General features: G+C 72.6%; 22 protein-coding genes and 2 pseudogenes. 7 read left to right on the top strand and 17 right to left on the bottom strand.

The window, feature by feature from the left end:
* Window positions 1-109 precede the first annotated feature (109 nt).
* Together rpsB and ABZV06_RS05125 are read right to left on the bottom strand one after the other, a co-directional pair.
* A complete protein-coding gene (rpsB, locus tag ABZV06_RS05130; RefSeq protein WP_355233044.1) occupies window positions 110-1,030 on the bottom strand; it encodes a 30S ribosomal protein S2 in 921 nt (306 codons plus the stop codon).
* Between the two features lie 229 nt (window positions 1,031-1,259).
* Window positions 1,260-2,433: pseudogene (locus ABZV06_RS05125) on the bottom strand (hypothetical protein).
* A 154-nt stretch (window positions 2,434-2,587) separates the two neighbouring features.
* Here ABZV06_RS05125 and ABZV06_RS05120 point away from each other — a divergent pair.
* The 5 genes from ABZV06_RS05120 to ABZV06_RS05100 all read left to right on the top strand — a co-directional run bounded on the left by ABZV06_RS05120 (window position 2,588) and on the right by ABZV06_RS05100 (window position 8,004).
* Window positions 2,588-2,947: a YraN family protein gene (locus ABZV06_RS05120; protein WP_355233043.1), complete on the top strand. Its 360-nt coding sequence runs from the start codon at window positions 2,588-2,590 to the stop codon at window positions 2,945-2,947.
* A 30-nt stretch (window positions 2,948-2,977) separates the two neighbouring features.
* Window positions 2,978-4,498, top strand: coding sequence for a YifB family Mg chelatase-like AAA ATPase (locus tag ABZV06_RS05115; protein ID WP_355233042.1), 1,521 nt, complete (start codon window positions 2,978-2,980; stop codon window positions 4,496-4,498).
* On the top strand, window positions 4,495-5,691 hold the full coding sequence (locus ABZV06_RS05110) for a DNA-protecting protein DprA (RefSeq protein ID WP_355618773.1): 1,197 nt from the start codon (window positions 4,495-4,497) through the stop codon (window positions 5,689-5,691). The genes ABZV06_RS05115 and ABZV06_RS05110 overlap by 4 nt, the downstream gene beginning before the upstream one ends.
* Window positions 5,692-5,764: 73 nt before the next feature.
* Window positions 5,765-6,778 carry a tyrosine recombinase XerC gene (locus ABZV06_RS05105; RefSeq protein WP_355618770.1) on the top strand — a complete coding sequence of 338 codons (1,014 nt, stop codon included), beginning with the start codon at window positions 5,765-5,767 and terminating at the stop codon, window positions 6,776-6,778.
* A 44-nt stretch (window positions 6,779-6,822) separates the two neighbouring features.
* Entirely contained in the window at window positions 6,823-8,004 is a 1,182-nt protein-coding gene (locus ABZV06_RS05100) for an aminotransferase class V-fold PLP-dependent enzyme (RefSeq protein ID WP_355233039.1), read from the top strand.
* A gap of 30 nt (window positions 8,005-8,034) precedes the next feature.
* Here ABZV06_RS05100 and ABZV06_RS05095 read toward each other — a convergent pair.
* Together ABZV06_RS05095 and ABZV06_RS05090 are read right to left on the bottom strand one after the other, a co-directional pair.
* A pseudogene (locus ABZV06_RS05095) lies at window positions 8,035-8,628 on the bottom strand (peptidoglycan DD-metalloendopeptidase family protein); the annotation flags it as partial.
* 205 nt (window positions 8,629-8,833) lie between these two features.
* The gene (locus ABZV06_RS05090; RefSeq protein ID WP_355233038.1) at window positions 8,834-9,280 is read right to left on the bottom strand and encodes a DUF4240 domain-containing protein; all 447 of its coding nucleotides are present in this window, start codon (window positions 9,278-9,280) and stop codon (window positions 8,834-8,836) included.
* A gap of 128 nt (window positions 9,281-9,408) precedes the next feature.
* Here ABZV06_RS05090 and ABZV06_RS05085 point away from each other — a divergent pair, with 128 nt between their 5' ends.
* Entirely contained in the window at window positions 9,409-10,569 is a 1,161-nt protein-coding gene (locus ABZV06_RS05085; RefSeq protein ID WP_355618768.1) for a sulfite oxidase, read from the top strand.
* Window positions 10,570-10,614: 45 nt separating this feature from the next.
* Here the strand turns inward: ABZV06_RS05085 and ABZV06_RS05080 are convergent, their stop codons facing one another.
* From ABZV06_RS05080 to proS, 12 genes are all read right to left on the bottom strand, one after another.
* Complete coding sequence (locus ABZV06_RS05080) at window positions 10,615-10,938, bottom strand: DUF2469 domain-containing protein (protein WP_018218957.1); 324 nt, start codon at window positions 10,936-10,938, stop codon at window positions 10,615-10,617.
* Complete coding sequence (locus ABZV06_RS05075; RefSeq protein WP_355233036.1) at window positions 10,935-11,747, bottom strand: ribonuclease HII; 813 nt, start codon at window positions 11,745-11,747, stop codon at window positions 10,935-10,937. The genes ABZV06_RS05080 and ABZV06_RS05075 overlap by 4 nt, the downstream gene beginning before the upstream one ends.
* Window positions 11,741-12,298: an NUDIX domain-containing protein gene (locus tag ABZV06_RS05070; protein WP_355618766.1), complete on the bottom strand. Its 558-nt coding sequence runs from the start codon at window positions 12,296-12,298 to the stop codon at window positions 11,741-11,743. The genes ABZV06_RS05075 and ABZV06_RS05070 overlap by 7 nt, the downstream gene beginning before the upstream one ends.
* 14 nt (window positions 12,299-12,312) lie before the next feature.
* Window positions 12,313-12,948 carry a signal peptidase I gene (gene lepB, locus ABZV06_RS05065; RefSeq protein WP_355233034.1) on the bottom strand — a complete coding sequence of 212 codons (636 nt, stop codon included), beginning with the start codon at window positions 12,946-12,948 and terminating at the stop codon, window positions 12,313-12,315.
* 10 nt (window positions 12,949-12,958) lie between these two features.
* Window positions 12,959-13,828, bottom strand: coding sequence for a signal peptidase I (lepB, locus tag ABZV06_RS05060; protein WP_355233033.1), 870 nt, complete (start codon window positions 13,826-13,828; stop codon window positions 12,959-12,961).
* Between the two features lie 184 nt (window positions 13,829-14,012).
* Window positions 14,013-14,369, bottom strand: a complete 357-nt coding sequence (rplS, locus tag ABZV06_RS05055; protein WP_007456548.1) for a 50S ribosomal protein L19 — start codon at window positions 14,367-14,369, stop codon at window positions 14,013-14,015.
* A gap of 143 nt (window positions 14,370-14,512) precedes the next feature.
* Window positions 14,513-15,286 carry a tRNA (guanosine(37)-N1)-methyltransferase TrmD gene (trmD, locus tag ABZV06_RS05050; protein WP_355233032.1) on the bottom strand — a complete coding sequence of 258 codons (774 nt, stop codon included), beginning with the start codon at window positions 15,284-15,286 and terminating at the stop codon, window positions 14,513-14,515.
* 11 nt (window positions 15,287-15,297) lie between these two features.
* A complete protein-coding gene (rimM, locus tag ABZV06_RS05045) occupies window positions 15,298-15,852 on the bottom strand; it encodes a ribosome maturation factor RimM (RefSeq protein WP_355618764.1) in 555 nt (184 codons plus the stop codon).
* Window positions 15,852-16,112, bottom strand: coding sequence for an RNA-binding protein (locus ABZV06_RS05040; protein ID WP_186718042.1), 261 nt, complete (start codon window positions 16,110-16,112; stop codon window positions 15,852-15,854). Before ABZV06_RS05040 ends, rimM begins: the two co-directional genes overlap by 1 nt.
* The gene (gene rpsP, locus ABZV06_RS05035; protein ID WP_355618762.1) at window positions 16,087-16,602 is read right to left on the bottom strand and encodes a 30S ribosomal protein S16; all 516 of its coding nucleotides are present in this window, start codon (window positions 16,600-16,602) and stop codon (window positions 16,087-16,089) included. Before rpsP ends, ABZV06_RS05040 begins: the two co-directional genes overlap by 26 nt.
* Before the next feature lie 229 nt (window positions 16,603-16,831).
* Window positions 16,832-17,452 carry a DUF402 domain-containing protein gene (locus ABZV06_RS05030; protein WP_355618973.1) on the bottom strand — a complete coding sequence of 207 codons (621 nt, stop codon included), beginning with the start codon at window positions 17,450-17,452 and terminating at the stop codon, window positions 16,832-16,834.
* Window positions 17,453-17,489: 37 nt separating this feature from the next.
* Window positions 17,490-18,896, bottom strand: a complete 1,407-nt coding sequence (gene proS / locus ABZV06_RS05025; RefSeq protein ID WP_355618759.1) for a proline--tRNA ligase — start codon at window positions 18,894-18,896, stop codon at window positions 17,490-17,492.
* A gap of 187 nt (window positions 18,897-19,083) precedes the next feature.
* Here proS and ABZV06_RS05020 point away from each other — a divergent pair, with 187 nt between their 5' ends.
* Complete coding sequence (locus tag ABZV06_RS05020) at window positions 19,084-19,686, top strand: TetR family transcriptional regulator (RefSeq protein ID WP_355233028.1); 603 nt, start codon at window positions 19,084-19,086, stop codon at window positions 19,684-19,686.
* 327 nt (window positions 19,687-20,013) lie between these two features.
* On the opposite strand, the gene ABZV06_RS05015 is transcribed toward ABZV06_RS05020, so the two are convergent.
* Window positions 20,014-21,093 carry an amidohydrolase family protein gene (locus ABZV06_RS05015; RefSeq protein WP_355618756.1) on the bottom strand — a complete coding sequence of 360 codons (1,080 nt, stop codon included), beginning with the start codon at window positions 21,091-21,093 and terminating at the stop codon, window positions 20,014-20,016.
* Window positions 21,094-21,096 lie beyond the last annotated feature (3 nt).

Raw genomic sequence — 21,096 nt, 5'->3', positions numbered from 1 at the left:
CGTGTGGATGGTCAGAGGTGCCGGTTACCCGGATTCGGGCGGAACCTGCCCGTCGTACCGTCGCCGCCCGCCGTTCGTGAAAACGGACGGCGGGCGGGCGACGGTGCGGTCACTCTGCGGTGGCGGCCGCCGGCTGCTCGGTGGCGGCCTGCGCCGGCTCCTCGGTGGCGGCGGGCTGCTCGGTGGCGGCGGCCTGCTCGGTGGCGGCAGCGGCCGGCTGCTCGGCCGGGGCGGCCGACTCGTCAGCCTTCTTCGGCTCGAGCAGCTCGCGCTCCCACTCGGTCAGCGGCTCGTCGCTCGCGACACCCTCGGGCTTCTCGTCGTTGCCCCGGCGACGGCCGGAACGAGCGATCAGACCGTCCGCGACGGCGGCGGCGACGACCTTGGTCAGCAGCTCGGCCGAGCGGATGGCGTCGTCGTTACCCGGGATCGGGAAGTCGACCTCGTCCGGGTCGCAGTTGGTGTCGAGGACGGCGATCACCGGGATGCCCAGCTTGCGGGCCTCGTCGACAGCGATGTGCTCCTTCTTGGTGTCGACGATCCAGACGGCGGCCGGCAGCTTCTGCATGTCCCGCAGACCACCCAGCGTGCGGGTCAGCTTGATCTTCTCGCGGGAGAGCTGCAGGGTCTCCTTCTTGGTGTAACCGGCGGCGGTGCCGCTGAGGTCACCCAGGCCCTCCAGCTCCTTCATCCGCTGGAGCCGCTTGTACACGGTCTGGAAGTTGGTCAGCATGCCACCGAGCCAGCGGTGGTTGACGTACGGCTGACCGACCCGCGTCGCCTGCTCGGCGATGGCCTCCTGGGCCTGCTTCTTGGTGCCGACGAAGAGGATGCTGCCACCCTCGGCGACGGTCCCACGCACGAACTCGTACGCCTTCTCGATGTACTCGAGGGTCTGGCGCAGGTCGATGATGTAGATGCCGTTGCGCTCGGTCATGATGAAGCGCTTCATCTTCGGGTTCCAGCGCCGGGTCTGGTGCCCGAAGTGGACACCGCTCTCCAGCAGCTGGCGCATGGTCACGACGGCCATGGTTGGGGTACTCCTCAAGATCCCTGGTTGTCACGCCCGGCCGGTGGCCGGGCGTCCTGGCGCCTGGTCGCCGGCCCATGGTGGACCCGATCAAGATCGGGACCAGGGAGGCCGTCGCTACACGACGATTCGTGAAGAGGGCGCGCGAGGTCGACCGCGCAAGGCGGTCGCCAGTTGGCCAGTGTACGCCCCTCCCCGGTTGCACCGTGCCGGGGTGCCGCGCGGCGGGTCAGCCGGCGGCGAGCGCCGCGGCGACGAAGAGCACGAGACCGACAGTCAGGTACGCCGTGGGAGGGCGCAGCCAACCCCGGCCACTGTCGGAGAGCGCGAGTCCGCCCGTCCTGAGCCCGTACAGCCCGGTTGCGAAGATCGGCAGCCCGGCGACCAGGCAGATGCCCACCACGACGTTGCCCGCGTCCACCGGGTCGCCCGTCACACCGGCCAGCAACACCCGCAGCGCGGGGATCTCGAAGATCAACGCCAGCAGGGCGAAGAGGGCCGCCAACGCCGGCCGGCGGGTCCGGTAGACACCGTCCGGTGCCGGGGGGTACGCCGGAGCGTCGCCCCCGGTCGGGTCGGGGCGGGGGCCGATCCCCGGCATCGGGCCGGTCGGCATCTCCAGCGGATGCGGGTGCTCCCCGCTGCCGCCCCGGGTCGGCTCGACGATCGGGTATCCGGCGAGCGGGGCGGGCCGGCTCTGCTCGGCCAGCGGGACAGGCTGGCTCTGCTCCCCGGCCAGGCCCGGCCCACCGAGCAGGGCGACCGCCGGCCCGACGTCCGGGGTGGGGGCCGGGCCGACGTTGCCGCCGGTCACCAGCCCGGTGTCCCGGGCGGTGGTCGACACGGCGTCTCGGGCGGTGTCCGGCGTCGTCATGGTCAGTGGCTCTCGGGCGGCCCGGCGGCCGGGCAGCTCACCGGAGATCTCCGAGGACTCCCGATCCGCCCTGCGTGAGCGCGTCGTCCGGTAACCGTCCGCGTCCGTGCGGGCGTCACCCAGCGGGTCGGGGACGCGCCCGAAATCTGCCTCGCCGACGCCGAACCGCCCCGGCTGCGCCTCGACGGCACCGAACCGCCCGGAGTCCGGTTCCGGGGCACCGCCGAAGCGACCCGCGTCCACCGCGCCGAAACGACCCGAGTCGGGTTCTGACGCACCACCGAAGCGGGTGGGGTCCGGCTCGCGGCGTCGGCCGACGCCGGTGTCCTCGACGGAGCGACCGTCCTCGATGCCACGCTGCTCGGGGATATCGCCGTCGCGGTATCGCGGTTCACCCGTACCGCGCCACTCGGGCTCGCCGTAGCCGCGGCCCCGCTCGTCGGGGTACCAGCGCGGCTCCTGATCTTCCGGAAAGCTCCGTCGTCCGTCCACGTCAGGCACCGTATGCGACGGGCCGTGCCCGCGCCATTTCGGCCCGGCGGGGTTGGTCGACCCCCACCGCCCACTCCGCGTCGTAGCACAGCAGGGGCTTGATCGTCCGGTTGTCCACAGAGCGACCGTCATCCACAGGCGGGCCGCGGCGGGGTCGCGGCGTGCGCACTCGACCGGGCACCGTCGCGGCCATGACGAAGCGGAACCAGGCGGTCGGCGCGTACGGCGAGCGGTGCGCCGCCCGGCACCTGAGCGAGGCGGGACTAGACCCGATCGTCCGGAACTGGCGGTGCCCGGACGGGGAGATCGACATCATCGCCTGGGACGGGCCGGTGCTCGCGTTCTGCGAGGTGAAGACCCGTCGGGGCGACACCTTCGGCACGCCGGCCGAGGCTGTCGTACCCGCCAAGGCCCGCCGCCTGCGCGGTCTCGCCGCGCGGTGGCTCGCCGAGACCGGCACGAGCGCCGACGAGGTGCGGTTCGACGTGCTGTCGGTGCGGCTGCCCACCGCCGGTCCCGCGCAGGTCGACCACGTCAAGGGCGCGTTCTGAGATGCGCCACCGACGCATCGGCGACGCGCCGTGAGCTACGCGAAGGTCCTCTGCGTGGGGTTGGTCGGCGTCACCGGCCACCTCGTCGAGGTCGAGGCGGACCTGGCCGCCGGCCTGCCGGCGGTGGTGATCTCCGGTCTGCCGGACACGGCTCTGCACGAGGCCCGCGACCGGGTCCGGGCCGCCGTGGTCAACTCCGGCCAACGCTGGCCGAACCGGCGCATCACGTTGAACCTGCTGCCGGCCACGCTGCCGAAGTTCGGCTCGGCGTTCGATCTGGCCATCGCCGCCGCGCTGCTGGGCGGCTCGGGCGAGCTGCCGCTGCTTCCGCTGGAGGGGGTCGTGGTTCTCGGCGAGTTGGGCCTCGACGGGACGGTCCGGCCGGTGCGCGGTGTGCTGCCGATGGTCGCCGCCGCGGCCAGGGCCGGCATCGAACGGGTCATCGTGCCGACCGGCAACGCCGCCGAGGCAGCGGTCATCCCCGGCGTACGGGTGCGGGCCGTGGACACGCTGCACCGACTGGTCGCCTTCGTGCGCGACGGCAGCCCGCTCATCGAACCACCGCCGGACGCCCCGGCACCGGTTCTCGGCGGCCCCGACCTCGCCGAGGTCGCCGGGCAGGAGTTGGGTCGGCGGGCGCTGGAGGTCGCCGCCGCAGGTGGGCACCACATCGCGCTGCTCGGCCCTCCGGGTGCCGGCAAGACGATGCTTGCCGAGCGGCTGCCGTCACTCCTGCCCGAGTTGGACGACGACGCTGCGCTGGAGGTGACCGCGCTGCACTCGGTCGCGGGGCTGCTGCCGCCGGGCGGTCGACTCCTGCGCCGCCCGCCGTTCCAGGCGCCTCACCACACGGCGACGATCCCGTCCCTCGTCGGCGGCGGTTCCGGGTTGGCCCGCCCCGGAGCGGTGTCCCTGGCGCACCGCGGGGTGCTGTTCCTGGACGAGGCGCCGGAGTTCAGCAAGGGCGCGCTGGAGGCGCTGCGCCAGCCGCTGGAGAACGGTCGCATCCTGTTGAGCCGGAGCGGGGGCGGCACCGAGTACCCGGCCCGGACCCAACTGGTGCTGGCCGCCAACCCGTGTCCCTGCGCCAAGCCGTCCGGCGACGCGTACTGCGAGTGCTCTCCGCTGGTCCGCCGCCGCTACCTGGGCCGACTCTCCGGGCCGCTGCTCGACCGGATCGACGTGCAGGTGCGGTTGATGCCCGTACGTGCGGCGGAGCTGATGGCATCCGGTGGCGACGCGGAGTGCTCGGCCGCGGTCGCCGCCCGGGTCGCGGCGGCCCGCAGCGCGGCGGCCACCCGCTGGGCCGGCCTCGGACGACGCCTCAACGCCGAGGTGGACGGTCCGCTCCTGCGCCGCCCGCCATGGCGGCTACCGGCACTGGTCACCGCCGATCTGCGCGGCCGGCTCGACTCCGGCTCGCTCTCGGCCCGGGGCTTCGACCGGGTGATCCGAATGGCCTGGACCATCGCGGATCTGGACGGCCGGGACCGGCCGGATCGCGACGACGTACGAGAGGCGACCCAGCTACGGACAGGAGAGACGGCATGAGCGCCGACGAGGAGAGCAGGCTGGCCCGCGTGGCGTTGACCTGGCTGGCCGAGCCGGGCACGAGAACGGTGTACCGGTTGGTCGAACGGCTGGGGCCGGTGGCGACGCTGGATCTGTTGCTCGACGGCGGCAGCCCCGACCGGCGGTTGTCCGCCGCCGTGGCCGCTCGGATGTCCGCCGGTGACGCTCGTGCCGTGGCGGCCGAGGCCCTGGACCGGACAGATCGGCTCGGCGCACGTCTGGTCACACCGGACGACGACGAGTGGCCGGCCCGCGTCGCCGATCTCACCAGCCTGCGACTTCCGGACCTGAGCCGCCGGGTGGACGCGGAGACCGCCCCACCGCTGTGCTTCTGGGTACGTGGCGCATGGCCGCTCGGCGAGGCGCTGGACCGCTCGGTGGCGGTGGTCGGCGCGCGGGCTGCCACCGGCTACGGCCAACACGTGGCCACCGATCTGGGGTACGGGCTGGCCGAGCGGGACTGGACGGTCGTCTCCGGTGGCGCCTTCGGGATCGACGCCGCCGCCCACCGGGGCGCCCTGAACGCCGACGGGCTGACGGTGGCGGTGCTGGCCTGCGGGGTGGACCGGCCGTACCCGATGGGCAACACGGCCCTCTTCGACCGGATCGCCGACACGGGCCTGCTGGTCAGTGAGTGGCCGCCCGGCGCCGAGCCGCTGCGGCCCCGGTTCCTGATCCGCAACCGGGTGATCGCGGGCGGCACGCTGGGCACCGTCCTGGTGGAGGCGTCGGCGCGCAGCGGCGCGACGCAGACGGCCCGGCGTGCCATCTTCACCGGCCGGGTGGCCATGGTGGTGCCCGGGCCGGTGACCTCGGCGATGTCCGTCGGCGCGCACGAGCTGCTGCGCGAGAATCCCAGGGCTCGGCTGGTCACCGGGGTCGCACACGTACTCGAGGAGGTGGGTCGCATCGGTGCGGACCTGGCTCCGCTGGCCCGTGGCCCGCAGCGGCCGACCGACGCGTTGGACGACGACGCCCGGTCGGTGCTGGAGGCGTTGCCCCGCCGGGGCGTACGGGGTGTGGACGCGCTCGCCGCCCGAGCGGGCCTGGACGTACGCACCGCCCTCCGCAAGCTCTCGCTACTCGAAGAGCTGTCCATGGTGGTACGACGTGACGACGGCTACGCCCTCGCTCCTCTCGACAAGCCCAAGGGTCCGGCCGATCGCTGGTAGAGCCGTACGCTGGTGCCGTGCCAACTGTCCGTGGGGGTGCAGCCACCGCAACGCCGCCATCGGCGCGGCGGCCGTGAGCCGGGCCTCCCGGGGCACCCGGGCCACCCACCAGGAGTTGCCGCCCGCGTTCCGCGACGCGGTCGACGACTTTGCCGCGCACCTGTCCCAGGTCCGCAACCGGTCGGCGCACACCGTCCGCGCGTACGTCACCGACGTGGTCGCGTTGCTCGACCACGCGGTCCGGATGGGTTGCCGAGAACTGTGCGAGGTGGACCTGTCGGTGCTGCGGAGCTGGTTGGCCCGACAGCGGACCACCGGCGCCGCCCGTACGTCACTGGCACGCAGAGCCGCCTCGGCACGGGCGTTCAGCGCGTGGGCACACCGCGCCGGGCTGCTCCCCACCGACGTGGGCGCGGCACTGGCCAGCCCTCGCGCGCACCGGGAACTGCCCAGCGTCCTGCGCGCCGACCAGGCCGCCGCGCTGCTCGATGCACCACCCCGGCACCCGGCGGCCGCAACCGGCACGCCCACGACGGAGTCCACCCCGGGCGGAGACCCCACGACGACAGGGGCGGCCGACGCGGCGGTGGTCCTGCGCGACCGGGCGCTGCTGGAACTGCTCTACGCCACCGGCGCACGGGTCAGCGAGGTGTGCGGGCTGGACGTCGAGGACGTCGACCACGGCCGACGGGTGGTCCGGGTCTTCGGCAAGGGCGGTCGGGAGCGGTCGGTGCCGTACGGGGTGCCGGCGCAGCGTGCGCTCGACGAGTGGTTGCGGCAGGGCCGTCCCGCGCTGGTCGCCCCGCGGTCGGGTGGCGCGCTGCTGCTCGGTGCCCGTGGCGGTCGGCTGAATCCGACCAGCGCCCGTCAGATCGTCGGCAGGTACGCCGAGGCCGCCGGCCTGCCCCGCACCAGCCCGCACGGGCTGCGCCACTCCGCCGCCACCCACCTGCTGGAGGGCGGGGCCGACCTGCGCGCCGTGCAGGAACTGCTCGGCCACTCGTCGCTGGCCAGTACGCAGATCTACACGCACGTCTCGGTGGAGCGGCTGCGCGCCGCCTACCGGCAGGCCCATCCCCGCGCCTGATCAAGGACCGAAGGCCGGGACGACTCGACGGTTACGATCATCGGGTGACTGCCCCGCAGCCCCCCGAGCCGATTCCGGGCGCCCGCCTGCTCTTCTCCCTGGACCCGGCGGTCAGCCATCTCAACCACGGGTCGTTCGGCGCGGTGCCGATCGGCGTGCAGCGGGTCCAGCAGCGGCTGCGCGACGAGATGGAGGCCAACCCGCTGCGCTTCTTCACCCAGGGGCTCGTCGACCGGATCGCGCACACCAGGCGGCACCTCGCCGGGTTCCTCGGCGCGGACCCGGAGGGCAGCGCGCTGATCGGCAACACCACCACGGGCGTCGCCCTGGTGCTTCAGTCGGTGGGCCTACGCCCCGGCGACGAGATCCTCAGTACCGACCACGGGTACGGGGCGGTCAGTCTGGCCATCGCGCGGGAGTGCCGCCGCACCGGCGCGGTGAGCCGGGTCCTGCCGATCCCGTTGGACGCCAGCGACGAGCAGATCGTGCAGACCATCCGAGCCGGCCTGCGCCCGGGGAGGACCCGGCTGCTCGTCGTCGACCAGCTCACCTCCGCCACCGCGAAGCTCTTCCCGACCGCCGCCATCGTGGCAGTGGCCCACGAGAGCGGCGTGCCGGTCCTGGTCGACGCCGCACACGCTCCCGGCATGCTCTCCACCACGGTCGCCAGCATCGGCGCCGACTTCTGGGCGGGCAACCTGCACAAGTGGGGGTACGCCCCGCGCGGCACCGCCCTGCTGACGGTCGCCCCGCCGTGGCGGGAGCGGATCGAACCGCTGGTGGTGTCGTGGGAGCAGGAGACGGGCTTTCCGACTCGGATCGAATGGCAGGCCACCCTCGACTACACCTCGTGGCTCGCCGCCCCGGCAGGACTGTTCACGCTGCGCAGCCTCGGCGTCGACCGGGTGCGTCGGCACAACGCCGCGCTCGCCGCGTACGGCCAGCGGGTGGTGGGGGACGCGCTCGGCGTGCCCCCCGCCGATCTGCCCGACCCCGGCGGACCGGGGGTTGCCCTGCGCCTCATCCCGCTGCCGGCCGGCACGGCGACCACCATCGACGCGGCGCGGGCGTTGCAGACGCGCATCGGCGAGCGGCTCGCCGCCGAGGTCGCGGTGATGAGCTGGGACGGTCGCGGCTGGCTGCGGCTCACCGGTCAGGTCTACAACAGCGCCGACGAGTACGAGCGGCTGGCTGTGCGGCTGCCGGCGCTGCTCGCCCAGCGCTGACCCCGCTCCCCCGATCGAGCGGACCGGGCGCACCGGGAGCAGCCGCACCGGGCCGAGGCCGAGCAGGGCCAGCGGGTCCAGATATTCGTCGCCCCGGCGCAGGCCCCAGTGCAGGCACGCGCCGGCCGGGCAACCCGGGTGGCCGGGCAGCAGTTCGCCCAGCGGCGCGCCTGTGGCGACTGCCTGACCGGGGCGTACCGCAGGTTGGACCGGCTCGTGGGTGGTCCGCAGCCCGTCGGCGTGCCCCACGGTGACCACCTCTCGACCGGCCACCAGGCCGGCGAAGAGCACGGTGCCCGGCCCGGCACTGCGGACCATGGTTCCCGCCGAGGCGGCCAGGTCGACGCCCCGGTGGCCGGACAGCCACGGCTGGGGTGGCGGGTCGAAGCGGCGCACCAGTCGCGGTGGCCCGTCGAGCGGCCAGCGGAAGCGCTCGGTGGGATCGGGCGCAGAGGCGGAAGCCTGGAACGCGATCGGCACGGTCGGCGTCGGTGGCTGGCCGGGCACCGACGCGACAAGCACCGCCAGACCGCAGAGCTGCACGATCAGAGCGAGGGGGAACGCCGCGCAGAGCAGCACGGTACGGCGGATCGAGCCGAGGCGGGTGGTGACTGGCGCGCGCATGCCGGCAGCCTCGGCCCGGGGCCCGGTCGTTCGCCAGCCCGGCCGCCGAAGCTGTGGACAACAGTCCGCTCTGTGGACGACCACCCGGAGGAGTCGACGATCTGCTATGCCACGCTGAGGAGATACGGTCCGCTCCGGGCTCGCCGAGGCGTCGGGTAGGGCCTTCCACCCTTCCCGACGTCCCATCGGACGAGCCGGGGTCAGATCACCACCACTGCTCGTTGGAACCGGTTTCGTAGTCGTACTCCTCGACGTGGTCCCACTTAGCCCCGGTCAGCTTCTGATAGGCGTTCGAGGGGACGTCGAGGATCGAATCCGCGTGTGCGGCCTCGACGGTGGTGAAGCGTGCGAACGCCGCCGGATCGGCGAGCACAGCATCGAATGCCGCAGGCCCCGCCACCACCACCGCGCAGCGCGCATAAAGGAAGCCGTCCTCAGTCAGTTGATCAGCGCCCGGTGGGACCGCCTGAGCGAGCACCCGACGGTCCAACTGATGGAGCTTGACTGCAAGCGTCTCGGCGAAATCGATGATCCGCTCCACCGGCTCGTCCGCCAACACGGCGGTCAACCGCTCGTACGGACGGTCGTCCTGGACCTCCGGCTGACCGCCGAGCACGGCGACGAGCCGCCAGAATTCCTCATCTACAAGCATCGAATCCTCAACCCGTCATCGGTACGACCAGATCAGTGCCAATTCTTGCGTCGGTTCTCCGGCGCTGGCCGAAGGCCTAGGCTGGGCCGCGTACGGCGGGTGCCGCCGGGTGTACCGGGGAGGCCAGCATGACCACTCTCGACGATCGGACGACGTCCCGTCCGGACGGCGCCGAAGCTTCCGGCCCGACGCTGGCCGACGTCAGCGGCCCGTCGCGGCTCGCCGCACCGGACGAGGCGATCAGCGCCGACGAGTTGCAGCTCGCCGCCCGCAACCACGGCCTTCCGCTGGAGGCGCTGCGCTACGACGTCACCCCGGCCGGGCTGCACTACCTGCTGATCCACTACGACATCCCGGAGCTGAATCCGGCGACGCACGCGCTGACCATCGGCGGCGCGGTCGAACGGCCGTCGACCGTCACCCTGGCCGACCTGCGCGAACGGCCCAGCGTCACCCACCGGGTCACCCTGGAGTGCGCCGGCAACGGTCGGGCCCTGCTGCACCCCCGGCCGGTGAGTCAGCCGTGGCTGGTCGAGGCGGTCGGCAACGCCGAGTGGACCGGCACTCCACTCGCGCCGCTGCTGCGCGAGGCGGGCCTGGGCGCGGACGCGGTCGACGTGGTCTTCACGGGCGCCGATCACGGTGTCGAGCGGGGTGTCGAGCAGGACTACCAGCGGGCGCTGCCGATCGCCGACGCGCTACGCGAGGAGGTGCTGCTGGCGTACGAGATGAACGGGGCTCCCCTGCTGCCGCAGCACGGCGCGCCACTGCGGCTGATCGTGCCGGGCTGGTACGGCATGGCGCACGTCAAGTGGCTGCAGTCGATCGACGTCCGGACGACGCCGTTCGACGGCTACCAGAACGCGGTCGCCTACCGGCTGCGCCAGAACGCCGACGACCCGGGCGAGGCGGTCACCCGGATCGAGCCGCGCGCACTGGTCCGCCCGCCGGGCTTTCCGGACTTCATGACGCGCCGTCGGGTGCTGCGGGCGGGACCGTGCACGGTGGACGGTCGGGCCTGGTCGGGGCACGCGCCGGTGGTGACGGTGGAGGTGAGCGTCGACGACGGGGCGAGCTGGGCGCCGGCCGAGCTGGACCCGCCGGCGGGCGGCGAGTTCGCCTGGCGGCGGTGGCGGTACGAGTGGACGGCGACGCCCGGCCGGTACGTGCTCAGCGCGCGGGCGACCGACGCGTCCGGGCGGACCCAGCCGGTCGAGCAGCCGTGGAACCGTGGCGGTTTCGCCAACAATCTGGTGCAGCGCGTCGAGGTCGTGGTGCCGGCCGGGTGACCGGTGGGTCAGCCGCGGGTGGGGGCCCGTGGTGCGACCGGTCGGTCAGTTGCCGAAGCCGGAGTCGGCGGGCAGGGAGATGTCCGGCTTCTCCAACTCCTCGACGTTGACGTCCTTGAAGGTCATCACGCGGACGTTCTTCACGAAGCGGGCAGGACGGTACATGTCCCACACCCAGGCGTCGTGCATCTCGACCTCGAAGTAGACCTCGCCGTCGGAGTTGCGCACGTGCAGGTCGACCTGGTTGGCCAGGTAGAACCGGCGCTCGGTCTCCACCACGTAGGAGAACTGGCGGACAATGTCGCGGTACTCCCGGTAGAGCTGCAGCTCCATCTCGGTCTCGTACTTTTCGAGATCTTCCGCGCTCATCGCACTCCGCCTTCCATGACCACATCTTCCCCCACCGGCGCCGAAGGCCGAAGCTGCTCGCCCAACGCCACGCCGACGGTACCCCCTGACGCGCGGGAGTGCCCCATCGGCTCGTCCGAGCCCGGGTCGACGGGCCGCCGGGCGCGCGGCGGCCGGCCGTCGCGGCCGGAGACCGTGGCGACATTGACGTACGAGAAGCGGTGTTCCCGGCACGGCCCGTGCTCGCGCAGCGTCGCGCTGTGCTCCGGGGTGATGTAGCCCTTGTGTTCGGCGAAGCCGTACGCCGGGTACACCCCGTCCAACTCCACCATGATCCGGTCCCGGGTCACCTTCGCGAGAACGCTGGCCGCGGCCACACAGGCGGCCACCCGGTCGCCCTTCCACACCGCGAGCCCCGGCACACCGAGGCCGTCCACGCCGAAGCCGTCGGTCAGCACGTACTCCGGTCGGGTGGTGAGCGAGGCGAGGGCCCGACGCATCGCGGCCAGATTGCACACGTGCAACCCCCGGGCGTCGACCTCCTCCGCCGGGATGATCACCACGGCGTACGCGAGTGCGCGGTCGACGACCTCGGCGTACACCCGCTCCCGGCTGGCCGGGGTGAGGAGCTTGGAGTCGGCAAGTCCGTCGATCTCGCCGCGTCGCCCCTCGGGGAGCACGGCGGCGGCGGCGACCAGCGGCCCGGCGCACGCCCCTCGGCCGGCCTCGTCGGCGCCGGCCACGTGCCGGAAGCCGCGCCGTTGCAGTGCGCGCTCCAACGCGTACAGACCGGCCTCCCGGCGCACGACGGTACGCGGCGGGGTCAGCACGACGCCTCGCCAGCCGGCGGCAGGAGACGGGCCAGCAGGTCGGGCAACTCGGGCGGGTAGTACCGCTCGCCGCTGGCGGCCAGTTCGGCCGGCGCCCACCAGCGGTGACCCGCGATGCTGCGCTGCTCGATGTCCGTGAAACCGATGGTGTCGACCTGCCACCCGGGCACCCTGAGCAGGAAGAAGTCCTGCTTCTGGCGGTACCAGCCGCCGTCGAACGGAAACTCGGTCTCGTCCGACCAGACGGGCTCGCCCAGGTCGGCGGGCTCGACCCGTAGCCCGGTCTCCTCGGCCAACTCACGGGCCGCCCCGCGCGCCGGGGACTCCCCCTCGTCGAGCCCGCCGCCCGGGGTGAACCAGTAGCGGTGCTCCGGGCGGACCGGGTCGAAGCCGTGGAACATCAAAACCCGGCCGGCCGCGTTGACGAGCAGCACTCGGGCCGCGCGTCGAGGGGTGCAGACACGGAGGGCGCTGTTCGCGGCCTCCGGGCCCGTGCTCTCACTCCTCACGGTCACCGCACCAGCCTGCCAGACGGGCGGCCGATCGCCCATGCCCCCGTCCGCTTCTACGGCTTGGGAATGCCGTCGAACTGGTCGGGCACGGTCAGCCAGGTGGCCCGGTTGAAGGGCCAGAAGACGGTGAACGCCCGCCCGACCACCTCGCCCTCGGGGATGGTGGCCTCGGTGATGTTCTGCCCGGACTGTTGCCAGTGCTCCAGCGAGTCACCGGAGGCCGAGCGGTGGTCACCCATCACCCACAGCCGACCCTTCGGCACGGTGATGTCGAACTCCTGGTCGGCGGCCTTGTCCTGGACACCGTCGATCGAGAAGATGTACGGCTCGTCGAGCGACTTGCCGTTGATCATCAGACGTTCCTGCGGGTCGCAGCAGACCACGTGGTCGCCGCCGACGCCGATCACCCGCTTGATGAAGTCCTCGCCGTCGGGGTTGCCGCTCCACTCGGTGGGTGCCTTGAACACGATCACCTCACCGCGGTGCGGTGACCGGAAGTCGTAGACCAGCTTGTTGACCAAAACCCGGTCATCGATCTTGAGAGTGTTCTCCATGGACGGGGACGGGATGAAGAAGGTCTGCAGCACGAAGGCGCGGACCAACACCGCGACCAGGATCGCCACACCCAGCAGGATCGGCAGCTCCTTCCAGAAGGAGCTACGGGGCTTGTCGGTCTGCTCGTCAATCACGCCAAGGAGCCTACGTTGCCGGGCCGGACGTCACCGTCCGGAACGCGCGGGAACCCCTCAGCGCGGCCGCCAGCGGGAGGATCAGCAGCACACCGCCCTGCGGGGACGGGCGGACCGGCGGCGCATCGGAGGAGGCCGTGGCCGGCGCGGCCACGTCGTCGAACGTCGCCGGCACCGACAGCGCCGCCCAGCGCGACGACGGCCAGACCACCATGAACGCCCGGCCGACGACGTTGTCGATCGGCACCGGCCCCTGACAGCGCGCGTCCTGGGAGACCTCGCGGTGGTCGCCCATCACGAAGATCTGACCCGGCGGTACGACCACCTCGTCGAAGCGCCGGGACCGGCACTCCTGCGGGTTCGGGGGCAGATCCAGTGGCGAGTCGCGCAGCACGTACGGCTCGTCGAGCGGGGTGCCGTTCACGGTGACCCGCCCCTGCGAGTCGCAGCACTTCACCCGGTCACCGGGCAGGCCGATCACCCGCTTGATGAAGTCCTTCTCGCCGGGACGGCTCACCCCGACCAGGTCGCCGACGGTCCGGCCGAGCTTTCCGGCGAACCCGGGCTCCGGCTGCGCGTCGACCTGGGGCGCCCAGCGGTCGGTGCCCCGGAACACCACCACCTCGCCGCGCACCGGGTCACGGACGTCGTAGACGACCTTGTTGACCAGCACCCGGTCGCCGATCAGGAGGGTGTCCTCCATCGAACCGGACGGGATGAAGAACGCCTGGAGCAGGAACGTGCGGATCAGCACCGCGAGGCAGAAGGCCACCACCAGCAGCAGCGGAAGCTCCTGCCAGAGGGGCATCTGGCGGCGGCCACGGCGGACCCGCCGGCGCCACGGATCGACGGTGCCGTCCTCGTCAAGCGTCTGCACCACGTCACCACTCCCCGGTCCGCAGAAACACCACCGCCCGGGAGCCTCGTCGAGGCTCCACGGGCGGTTGTGGACGGCTGCCCGCCTCATGGGCGGGGCCACCGCCTGGCTGCGCCCGTACGACCAGGGTAGTGCGGTCCGGTCGGTACGGCATACGCGCAGCTCAGGCGGCGTGGCGAGCGGGAAGTCAGCTGGGCTGCTTCTCCCGCTTCTCCTTGATCTTGGCCTTCTTGCCGCGCAGCTCGCGCAGGTAGTAGAGCTTGGCGCGACGCACGTCACCGCGGGTCACGATCTCGATCCGGTCGATGCCCGGGCCGTTGAGCGGGTAGGTCCGCTCGACGCCGACGCCGAAGCTGACCTTGCGGACCGAGAAGGTCTCGCGCAGACCGTCACCCTGGCGGCGGATCACGACGCCCTGGAAGATCTGGACACGGGACCGGTTGCCCTCGACGACCCGCGCGTGCACCTTGACGGTGTCACCGGCACGGAAGTCGGGAAGGTCGGTCCGCTTCGACTGGGCGTCAAGGGCGTCCAGGATGTTCATCGCTGCGTCCTCGTAAGGCTCACGGCGCACCGTCACTCGGTGCGCGGGTGGGTGATTCTGATCCCCGGGTGGCGGTCGGCGGGCCGACCCCGGTCGGGGATCCTCGCAGCCGCCCACGGGCGTGGACGGATGCGGCAACCCCCCTACTTTGCCACATCCCCCGGCGCTGGCTGAAATCCGGCTCGTTCCAGCGCCGCGATGTCCCGTTTGTCGAGCCGGTCGGCAGGCAGCGCGGCCAGCAGGTCCGGACGCCGGTCCGCCGTCCGCAGCAGCCCTTCCTCCCGCCGCCAGCGCGCGATCCTGCCGTGGTCGCCGGAGCGGAGCACCTCCGGCACGTCATGCCCACGCCAGCTCGGCGGCTTCGTGTAGATCGGCGCCTCGAGCAGGCCGTGCGCGTGCGACTCCTCGTCCAGCGAGCCGGCGTTGCCCAGCACCCCGGGCAGCAGCCGGGTGATCGCCTCCAGGACGACGAGCACCGCCACCTCGCCGCCGAAGAGCACGTAGTCACCGAGCGACACCTCGGTGACCGGCATCCGGGTGGCGGCGTGCGTCAGGACCCGCTGGTCGATGCCCTCGTACCGGCCACAGGCGAAGAGCAGATGCGGCTCGGCGGCCAGCTCGTGGGCCATGGCCTGGGTGAACGGCACACCCGCTGGCGACGGCACCAGCAGCCGAGGTGGAGCGGCCCCGTCCGGGGCGAGCGCGTCGAGCGCCGCGCCCCACGGCTCGGGCTTCATCACCATCCCCGGGCCGCCGCCGTACGGGGTGTCGTCGACCGTGCGGTGCACGTCGTGGGTCCAGGTCCGCAGGTCGTGCACGGCCAGCTGGAGTACGCCGTTGGCCCGGGCACGACCGATCAGTGACAGGTCGAGCGGGGCGAAGTACTCCGGAAAGATCGACACGACGTCGACGCGCATGCGGGGCGGTCCTAAAGATCGAGCAGGCCGGCCGGCGGGTCGACGATGACGCGTCCACCGGCCAGGTCGACCTCCGGGACGATCGCCCGGACGAACGGGATCAGCGCGGTACGACCCTCGGGACGCCGCAGAACCAGCAGGTCGGACGACGGCGCGTGGTCGATCCGGGCGACCTCGCCCAACCGCTCGCCGGCCGGGGTGACCACGGCCAGACCCACCAGCTGGTGGTCGTGGAACTCCTCCGGGTCGTCCGGAGGCTCGACGTCGGCGCTGTCCACCACGAGCAGCGTCCCGCGCAGAGCCTCGGCGGTGTTGCGGTCCAGGACGCCCTCGAACGCGATCAGCACCCGACCCTGGTGGAAGCGGGCTTCCTCGATGGTCAGCTCCGCGGGAACCTGGAACGGCACCCCGGGCTCATCGATGGTGGGAGGGGGTGTCGCCCCCGGCTCGGTGCGCAGCACCGTACCGGGGGCGAACCGCGCCTCGGGCTCGTCCGTCCGCACTTCCACGGTGACCTCACCGCGGACGCCGTGCGGCTTGCCGATCCTTCCGACGACGAGCTGCATCAGTACGAGTCGACGATGTCGACGCGTACTCCGCGCCCACCGATGGAGCCGATCACCTGACGCAGCGCCTTGGCGGTCCGGCCGGACCGCCCGATCACCGTGCCGAGGTCCTCGGGGTGCACGCGGACTTCCAGCCGCTTGCCCCGACGGGAATCGACCAGCCGGACCCGGACGTCGTCCGGGTGGTCGACGATGCCCTTGACCAGGTGCTCCAACGCGGGACGCAGAGGCATGTCAGGCCTGCTCACCGGCGTCGGCAGCGGGGGTCTCGGCGGGGGTCTCCGTCGCCGGAGCCTCCGTCGCCGGAGCCTCAGCCTTCGGAGCCTCCGCCGCCGGGGCCTCAGCCTTCGGAGCCTCGGCAGCCTTGGCGGCCTTCTTGGCCGGCTTGGCCGGGGTCTCCGGGGCGAGCCCGGCGGCAGCCTTCGCCTCGGCCTCGTACGCCGCCTTGCGGTCGGCCCGCTCGGGGGCGACCAGGAGCGGCGGCGGGGCCGGCAGGCCCTTGTACTTCTGCCAGTCACCGGTCAGCTCCAGCAGCCGCTGCACCGCCTCGCTCGGCTGGGCGCCGACGGACAGCCAGTACTGGACCCGCTCCGACTTGACCTCGATGATCGAGGGGTCTTCCTTGGGCTGGTACACCCCGACGAACTCGATCGCCCGGCCGTCACGCTTGGTGCGCGAGTCGGCGATGACGATGCGGTACTGCGGGTTGCGGATCTTGCCCATCCGCAGGAGCCGGATCTTTACGGCCACAGTTGTTTCGCTCCTGTTGCGATCTCACCGGCCCGTGCGGGCGGTGTGCATGGGTGAGCGCCGACCGGACCCGTGGGGTTGGGCCGGAGACTACTCGGTGGACTAGCGACGTGCCCGGGTTAGAGGGCGCCGGACGCGCGCCGGATACCAGCGACCCATTCTGCCAGATCCGCCGCCGATCGTTCGCATCGGACCCGGACACCACGTCACCGGTGATCCGGAACACCTCTCAGCGCACCGGCGGGCGGTCCCACCCCGGGGGCAATTTATCCGGTACGTCCCAGTCTGCCGGCGGGGTGAAGTCACACCAGGTGCCATCGAACGGGAACTTCCCGCCCTCGGCGAGCGCGATCACCCTTTCGCCCTCGGCCCGGACGGCCTTCTCGTCGGTCACCCAGTAGTCGTCGCCGAAGGCGAGCCGCTCGACGAACTCGTCCTCGTCCTTCCACTGCCAGCTCAGGTCGGGACGTACCACCACGTCGAGGTCCTGGTCCACCACGTCGACGCCGGCCACCGCACCGTCGTCCCAGCGGACCCCGGGCTCCTCCAGGTTGACGTACCAGTGGGCGAACCGGCCCTGCGCGTCCCGGAACCACCACACCGAATGCGCGGCCCCGGCGGGCAGGAACTTCAGCAGCGGCGGACCGTTCCACCGCCCGTGCGCCAACCGGTACGACGACGAGATCCACTGGGCGAACGGCACCGCCCGCATGTTGAGCCCCGCCTCGGTCACCTCGTGGGCCACCGGCGAGTCCCGGACGATCCACACCAGCAGACCACGCTCGTCGTCGCTGACCACCCGGCCCGGCCGGACCCAACCGATCCGGCCGTGCCGCACGTTGCGGTGCATGATCAGGCGACCCGGCTCGAACCGGTCGACGAGCACCTCAGTAGGCGCGGGCGAGGATGGCCACCAGGTCGGGCTCGTCCTCCGAGTCCGGCACCGAGCCGTCGGCCCGCAGCAGGCAGCGCACCGTGACGCCCTGCCCGTTCGCCTCGGCCTCGCCGGCCACCCCGACCGCCGACCACGGCACCCGCGCCCAGCCGTTCGCGGCCGCCTCGATCGCCTCGGCGAGGGTCGTGACCTCCACCGTCCGCGACTCACGGTTGGCCAGCGCCTGGTCGTGCAGCGCCTGCTGGTCGGCCTCCAGCGCCGCCAGGACCGCGCCGACCACGTCGGCCACCGGCGTCGGGGACTTCGACCCGTCGGTACGACGAACCACCGTCGCGTTACCGACGGCCAGGTCGCGGGGACCGACCTCGACGCGTACCGGATAGCCGCGCAGCTCGGCGTCGACGGCCCGGCGGCCGAACGCGGTGTCGGTCCGATCGTCGAGCGCCACCCGGACACCGGCGTCACGCAGGCCGTCGCGCAGCTTGGCCGCCGCCTCCGCGACGCCCTCGCCGTCCTTGACGACCATGATGTACGCCTGGATGGGCGCGAGCCTCGGCGGCACCCGCAGGCCGTTGTCGTCGCCGTGCGCCATGATCAGGCCGCCGAGCATGCGGGTCGACGTGCCCCAGGAGGTCGTCCAGGCGTGCTCCCGGCCGCCCTCCTTGGCCGAGTAGCTGATGTCGAACGCCTTGGCGAAGTTCTGCCCCAGCTCGTGGCTGGTGCCCAGCTGAAGCGCCTTGCCGTCGCCCATCATGCCTTCGCAGGTGTACGTGGCCGTCGCCCCGGCGAACCGCTCGCGGGCCGTCTTCAGGCCGACCACCACCGGAATGCCCAGCACGTTGACCATCAGGTCCTCGTACGCCTCGTGCAGGATCCGCCGCGCGTACGCCCGCGCGTCCTCGCGGGTGGCGTGCGCGGTGTGCCCCTCCTGCCACAGGAACTCACTGGTCCGCAGGAAGATCCGCGGGCGCAGCTCCCACCGGACCACGTTCGCCCACTGGTTGAGCAGCAGGGGCAGATCCCGGTACGAGTCGATCCACTTGGCCATGAACTCGCCGATCACCGTCTCGCTGGTGGGACGCACCACGATCGGCTCGGCCAGGGGCTTGCCGCCACCGTGGGTGACGACCGCCAGCTCCGGCGAGAAACCCTCGACGTGCTCGGCCTCCCGCTTGAGGTAGCTCTCCGGGATGAACAGCGGGAAGTACGCGTTCTCCGCGCCGGCCGCCTTGATCCGGGCGTCCATCTCGGCCTGCATCCGCTCCCAGATGGCGTAGCCGGCCGGGCGGATGACCATGGTCCCCCGGACCGGGCCGTTGTCGGCCAGCTTCGCCTTGGCGATCAGGTCCTGGTACCAGCGGGGAAAGTCCTCCGCACGGGGAGTGAGCACGCGTGCCATGACCGCACATCCTATGCGCCACGCGACGCACCGCCGCGCCCGGGAGGCGTCGCGCCGTCCACGGACGTCGCCCACACCGACCCGGCCAGCGGATCGCGGTCAGCAGGCGGCACCTCGGCGGACCGTGGGGTACCGGCCGGCGGGCTGGCCGGGTGCGGTCCCGCGGCGCGGCTAGAATTCGACCACCATGACTGCGACGACCGACTCGCCGCGCCAGCGACCGCGGGACACGATCGTGGAGGCAGCCCGCGCGCTGACCATCGCCACCGGCTGGGACGCGGTACGGATGGGCGGCGTGGCCACCGCCGCCGGGGTGAGCCGACAGACCGTCTACAACGAGTTCGGCAGCAAGGCAGGCCTGGCCGAGGCGCTCGCCCGACACGAGGTGGACCGGTTCGTGGGCGACGTACGCGAGGCACTGCGCGCGCACGGCTCCGACATGCGGGCCGGCGCGTACGCGGCCATCGCGCACACCCTCACCAGCGCAGCGGACAATCCGCTGGTCAAGGCGATCCTGACCAGCGCACGGGGTGGCTCGGACGAGCTTCTGCCGTACCTCACCACCCGGGCCGAGGTGGTCCTCGACGAGGCGTCGGACGCGCTGCTCACCTGGGCCGGCGACCACCTGCCGGGCGCCGACGAGGCCGCGACGACGTTCGCCGCCGACGCCATCGTCCGCCTCGTGGTGAGCCACATCGTGCTCCCCCGCTCCCCGATCGACCAGACCGCCACGGCCCTGGCCGACCTGGCCGTCCACCTCTTCGCCGCCGCAATCCCCCAGCCCCGCTGAGCCCTCTGCCACCTGCCGACGGCGCCCGCGCCCCGCGCCCCGCGCCAAGATCCGCGCAACATCGGTGATGTTGCTGCTTCCGGCGCGCCTGAGGCAGCAACATCAGGGAAGTTGCGCGGATCTTGGCTTTGTCGACCCCCTCCACTCGGCAAGATCGTGCTCGATCCTGGTTGTAGTGGCATTCCCACGCCCCCGAGGCCACTACTTCCTGGATCGAGCACGATCTTGCGGGGCACCGCACGGGCGCGGCACCGCACGGGCGCGGCACCGCACGGGCGCGGCACCGCACGGGCGCGGCACCGCACGGGCCAGGGACAGCGCAGGGGATCAGCGCACCACTCGGCCGCGCAGGATGGTGCGGGACGGGGCGCGGACGACCCGCAGGTCGTCGCGGGGGTCCTCGGGGTAGACGGTCAGGTCGGCGAGACCGCCCTCGACCAGCCCGGGAAAGCCCAACCACTCCCGGGCGCCCCAGGAGGCGGCGGCGAGCACGTCGATCGGGGCCATGCCGGCGCGCTCGTGCAGCAGCAGCATCTCCTCGGCGGCGAGCCCGTGGTCGATGCCGCCTCCGGCGTCGGTGCCCACGAAGATCGGCACGCCCGCCTCGTGAGCGGCCCGGACCACCTCGGGGAAGCGGTCGCGCAACGCGAGCATGTGCTCGGCGTACCCGGGGAACTTGGCCCGCGCCTGCTCGGCGATCCCACCGAAGGTCGCGATATTGATCATTGTGGGGACGAGCGCGGTGCCCCGGCGGGCCATCTCGTCGAGCAGGTCGAGGCTCAGGCCGGTGCCGTGCTCCACCGAGTCGACGCCGGCGCGCACCATGATCTCGACGGCCGACTCGGAGAAGCTGTGCACTGCGGCGCGTACCCCGGCGTCGTGCGCGGCCCGCACGGCGGCGGTCAGGGTGTCCGCGTCCCAGGCCGGCGCGAGGTCGCCCACGCCCCGGTCGATCCAGTCGCCGACCAGCTTGACCCAGCCGTTGCCGGCCTTCGCCTGGGCGGCCACCGTCGCGGCGACCTCATTGGCGTCGACCTCCACGCCGATGTCGCGCAGGTAGCGCTTCGGGGGCGCGACGTGCCGGCCCGCACGGGCGAGTCGCGGCAGGTCCGGTTCGTCGTCCAACTCGGGGTACGGGTACGGCGAGCCGGCGTCACGGATCGCCAGCACCCCGGCGTCCCGGTCGACGTGGGCCAGGTCGCGGGCCTGGTCGAGCGAGGTGATCGGGGCGCCACCCCGGGCGATGCCGATGTGGCAGTGCGCGTCGACCAGCCCCGGCAGGACGAACCCGCCGTCCACGACGGTCTCCGCGCCGGACACCGGGGTGCAGGTCACCCGGTCGCCGACCAGCCAGAGGTCCCGGACCTCGTCGTCGGGGAGCAGTACGCCGCGCACATGAAGAGCCATGCG

It is taken from the genome of Micromonospora sp. NPDC005172, assembly GCF_040608555.1.
GTDB lineage: Bacteria > Actinomycetota > Actinomycetes > Mycobacteriales > Micromonosporaceae > Micromonospora.
Note: the sequence above shows the minus strand (reverse complement) of the source record. Positions and strands in the feature narration are given on the sequence as shown.

Coding starts and splice junctions, on each gene's coding strand:
- ABZV06_RS05085 (WP_355618768.1), top strand. CDS start 9,409: ATGACCACTCTCGACGATCGGACGACGTCCCGTCCGGACGGCGCCGAA.
- ABZV06_RS05120 (WP_355233043.1), top strand. CDS start 2,588: ATGACGAAGCGGAACCAGGCGGTCGGCGCGTACGGCGAGCGGTGCGCC.
- ABZV06_RS05090 (WP_355233038.1), bottom strand. CDS start 9,280: ATGCTTGTAGATGAGGAATTCTGGCGGCTCGTCGCCGTGCTCGGCGGT.
- ABZV06_RS05110 (WP_355618773.1), top strand. CDS start 4,495: ATGAGCGCCGACGAGGAGAGCAGGCTGGCCCGCGTGGCGTTGACCTGG.
- rplS (WP_007456548.1), bottom strand. CDS start 14,369: ATGAACATCCTGGACGCCCTTGACGCCCAGTCGAAGCGGACCGACCTT.
- proS (WP_355618759.1), bottom strand. CDS start 18,896: ATGGCACGCGTGCTCACTCCCCGTGCGGAGGACTTTCCCCGCTGGTAC.
- ABZV06_RS05015 (WP_355618756.1), bottom strand. CDS start 21,093: ATGGCTCTTCATGTGCGCGGCGTACTGCTCCCCGACGACGAGGTCCGG.
- trmD (WP_355233032.1), bottom strand. CDS start 15,286: ATGCGCGTCGACGTCGTGTCGATCTTTCCGGAGTACTTCGCCCCGCTC.
- ABZV06_RS05020 (WP_355233028.1), top strand. CDS start 19,084: ATGACTGCGACGACCGACTCGCCGCGCCAGCGACCGCGGGACACGATC.
- ABZV06_RS05070 (WP_355618766.1), bottom strand. CDS start 12,298: ATGGGCGATCGGCCGCCCGTCTGGCAGGCTGGTGCGGTGACCGTGAGG.
- rimM (WP_355618764.1), bottom strand. CDS start 15,852: ATGCAGCTCGTCGTCGGAAGGATCGGCAAGCCGCACGGCGTCCGCGGT.
- ABZV06_RS05030 (WP_355618973.1), bottom strand. CDS start 17,452: ATGCACCGCAACGTGCGGCACGGCCGGATCGGTTGGGTCCGGCCGGGC.
- rpsB (WP_355233044.1), bottom strand. CDS start 1,030: ATGGCCGTCGTGACCATGCGCCAGCTGCTGGAGAGCGGTGTCCACTTC.
- ABZV06_RS05080 (WP_018218957.1), bottom strand. CDS start 10,938: ATGAGCGCGGAAGATCTCGAAAAGTACGAGACCGAGATGGAGCTGCAG.